This is a genomic window from Nonomuraea sp. NPDC049141 (assembly GCF_040648415.1).
Lineage (GTDB): Bacteria > Actinomycetota > Actinomycetes > Streptosporangiales > Streptosporangiaceae > Nonomuraea.
In genome coordinates, this window is record NZ_JBEZDR010000070.1 from 2,525 (window position 1) to 5,873 (window position 3,349).

A 3,349-nucleotide genomic window follows, 5' to 3' on the forward strand; every position below is an offset into this window, starting at 1 on the left:
GACTCGGAGCGTCAGATCAGGACTTGAACTCGGCGGTGGAGAACCGCTCGTCGGTGAGCGGGCTCGCCTTGACCCCGGTCACGTCCTTGCCGAACACGATCGCCGGCGGCGAGTGCGACACCGGGACACCGGGCAGGAAGTCCATGATGGCCTTGTTCAGGGCCTTGTACTTCTCGGTCCGGGCCGCCGCGTCGGCGGTGGTGTCGGCGTCCTTGAACTGGGCGAACAGGGCCGGGTTGTTGAAGCCCCACTCGTCCTTCGGCCGGTCGAAGAAGGTGCCGATGAAGTTGTACGCGTCGCCGTAGTCACCGGTCCAGCCGAGGAAGTGGATGTCGTGCTTGGCGCCGGAGGTGGTGGCGTTCAGGTAGTCCGGGCTCCACTTGAGCGGGATGGCCTGGACGGTGATGCCGACCGCCTTGAGGTCCGCCGAGAGCAGCTCGAAGATGTCCTTCGGGTTCGGCATGTACGGCCGGGTGACCTCGGTCGGGTAGTGGAACCGCAGGGTCAGGTTCGTCGCGCCGGCCTCGGCCAGCAGCGCCTTCGCCTTCGCCGGGTCGTAGTTGTACTTGGTGACGTCGCCGTTCCAGCCCTCGACGGTGTCCGGCAGGAAGTTCTCGGCGACCTTGGCGCCCGGGGGCAGCTTCGAGTCGACCAGGGCCTGCCGGTTCAGCGCGTGCGCGATGGCCTGGCGGACCTTCACGTCGGCGAGCTTCGGGTTCCCCTTCTGGTTGATGGCCAGGTAGAGGATGTTGAACGCCGGACGGGTCAGGACGTTGAAGCCCTCGCCCTTCAGCGGCTCGACGTCGGCCGGGCCGACCAGGTCGTAGCCCTGGATGTCGCCGGAGCGCAGCGCCTGCTTGCGCGCGTTCTCGTCGGAGATGGTCTTGTAGATGAGGGTCTTCAGCTTCGCCTTGTTGCCGGCGTAGTCCTCGTTGCGCTCCAGGGTCAGCGTCTTGTTGGCGACGTCCCAGGTCTTGAACTTGAACGGACCGGTGCCGGTCGGGTGCTCCGTGGCGTACGCCGGGTACTTGATGTCCTCGGCGGTGCCGCCCACGTTGCTGGCGTCGTACTTCTCCAGCGCGGTCGGGCTGTGCATCGAGAACGACGGCAGCATCAGCGCGGCCGGGATCTTGCTGGAGACCCGGGTGAAGGCCAGGTCGACCGTGGTGGCGTCCTTGGCGGTGCAGGACTTGAAGAGGCTCGGCGGCAGCTCCGCGCTCTCGTTCTTGGCGAAGCCGCCCATGACGTCCTGCCAGTAGGCGGTCACGTCCGGGCTCTGCATGAGGCCCTTGGCGTTGTACCAGCGGTCGAAGTTCTTGCAGACCGCCTCGGCGTTGAATTCGGTGCCGTCGTGGAACTTCACGCCGGAGCGCAGCTTGAAGGTCCAGGTGGTGCCCGCGGCGTCCGGGGTCCAGGACTCGGCCAGGCCGGGGGTGACCTTGGTGCCACCCTCCTCCGGACGGACCAGCGTCTCGAAGACCTGACGCGCCACGCGCAGCGACTCACCGTCGCTGGCGAAGCTAGGGTCGAGCACCTTCGGGTCTCCGGCTACGCCGAAGACGAGGGTGTCCTTCTTGCTACCGCCGGAACTGTCATCGCGGTCGCTCTCGGCGCAGCCTGCTACCGCGAGGGCCGCGACCGCGACGGCCGCGATCGCGACCTTCGGCCTGGATGCACGCATGGGTGCTTCACCTCGTCCTTGGGGTTACGGACAATCGTGGTGACAGGGGTCACCGATCGCCGTGACCTTAGCCGTCGTTCGGACCGGCGGGAAACCTTCGCGGAACCGGTTGGTACCGGATCGTGTCTTAACCGATGCGGCCCGCCGCAGAGGCCGTTCCGGACCGCCATCATAGGGGTGCAATGTCCGGTTTGACCGATGCGGATTTGTTACATCGATCGTCGCCAGCATCGCCCACATGTCAGAACCCACAGTGGACGCGCGGGCGCCCGTACGACGATGGCCGGCACCGCGATCCGGTACCGGCCATGACGGGAACTCAGACGGCGCGACGGCCCTCGAAGGCCCGGCCGAGCGTGATCTCGTCGGCGTACTCCAGGTCGCCGCCGACCGGCAGGCCGCTCGCCAACCGGGTCACCGAGATGCCCATCGGCTTGACCATCAGCGCCAGGTACGTCGCCGTCGCCTCGCCCTCGGTGTTCGGGTCGGTGGCCAGGATCAGCTCCCGCACCGTGCCGTCGCTGAGCCGGGCCATCAGCTCGCGGATGCGCAGATTGTCCGGCCCGATCCCCTCCAGCGGGTTGATCGCCCCGCCGAGCACGTGGTAGCGGCCCCGGAACTCGCCGGTGCGCTCGATCGCCACCACGTCCTTGGGCTCCTCGACCACGCAGAGCACCTCGTCGGTGCGGCGCGGGTCCCGGCAGATCCGGCACCGGTCGGACTCGGCCACGTTGTAGCAACTGGTGCAGAACCGCACCAGCTCCTTGACCTTGCGCAACGCCCCGGCCAGCCGGTTGACGTCGGCCGGGTCGGCGGACAGGACGTGGAACGCGATCCGCTGGGCACTCTTCGGGCCCACGCCCGGCAGCCGCCCCAACTCGTCGATCAGGTCCTGGATGGCGCCCTCGTACATCTGTCGCTCAGAAACCGGGCAGGCCGAGGCCGCCCATGCCGCCGGTGACCGGGCCCATCTTCTGCTCGGTCAGCTCCCGCGCCGCCTCGGCCGCGTTGTGCATGGCCGCGACGACCAGGTCCTCCAGGGTCTCCACGTCCTCCGGGTCGACCGCCTTCGGGTCGATCTTGATCGACTTCAGCTCGCCGGTGCCGGCGACGGTCGCGGTCACCAGGCCACCGCCGGCGGTGCCGGTCAGCTCCGCCTCGGCGAGCTCGGCCTGCGCCTTGGCGATCTGCTGCTGCATCTTCTGCGCCTGCTTCAGCATCTGCTGCATGTTCGGCTGTCCACCTGGGCGCACGGATGGCTCCTTCTCGCACTCGTCTGCTCGGCCGCCGCTCAGCCTATCCGCTGTGAGCAGCCTCGCCCCGCCCGGTGCTTCCCTCGCGGCGGGTCCGGGCGCACGATCACGGGACCATGTCGAGAAGCCCGGCGGCGGACTCCGGCGCACCCTCACGGGACCCTGTCGAAGACCCGGCGGCGGGCGCGGGGCGCACGCTCACGGAACCCTTCTCGAAGACCCGGCGGCGGCCACGTCGCACACGACCGGACGGAGGTGGTGGATGTCCCGGGAACAGGCCGCGGCGGCCATCGAACGGCAGGCGCGGGCCTGCGCGGCCATGGACGCCGGCCTCTACGCCGACCTGCTGACGCGCGCCGCCGCAGACGTCCGGGCCGGCGGTCCGTGCGCCACCGTCATCACGGGGTACGAGGAC

The 3,349-nt window shown here is 68.9% G+C and carries 3 protein-coding genes; all 3 read right to left on the reverse strand.

Translation table 11 applies throughout. The features are described 5' to 3' along the window. Positions 1-16: 16 nt before the first annotated feature. The 3 genes from AB0B91_RS64040 to AB0B91_RS64050 all read right to left on the reverse strand — a co-directional run bounded on the left by AB0B91_RS64040 (position 17) and on the right by AB0B91_RS64050 (position 2,934). Entirely contained in the window at positions 17-1,681 is a 1,665-nt protein-coding gene (locus AB0B91_RS64040) for an ABC transporter substrate-binding protein (RefSeq protein WP_089003015.1), read from the reverse strand. Positions 1,682-2,000: 319 nt separating this feature from the next. Beyond that, entirely contained in the window at positions 2,001-2,594 is a 594-nt protein-coding gene (recR, locus tag AB0B91_RS64045; RefSeq protein ID WP_089003014.1) for a recombination mediator RecR, read from the reverse strand. A gap of 7 nt (positions 2,595-2,601) precedes the next feature. Next, the gene (locus AB0B91_RS64050; RefSeq protein ID WP_172896617.1) at positions 2,602-2,934 is read right to left on the reverse strand and encodes a YbaB/EbfC family nucleoid-associated protein; all 333 of its coding nucleotides are present in this window, start codon (positions 2,932-2,934) and stop codon (positions 2,602-2,604) included. Positions 2,935-3,349: the final 415 nt, after the last annotated feature.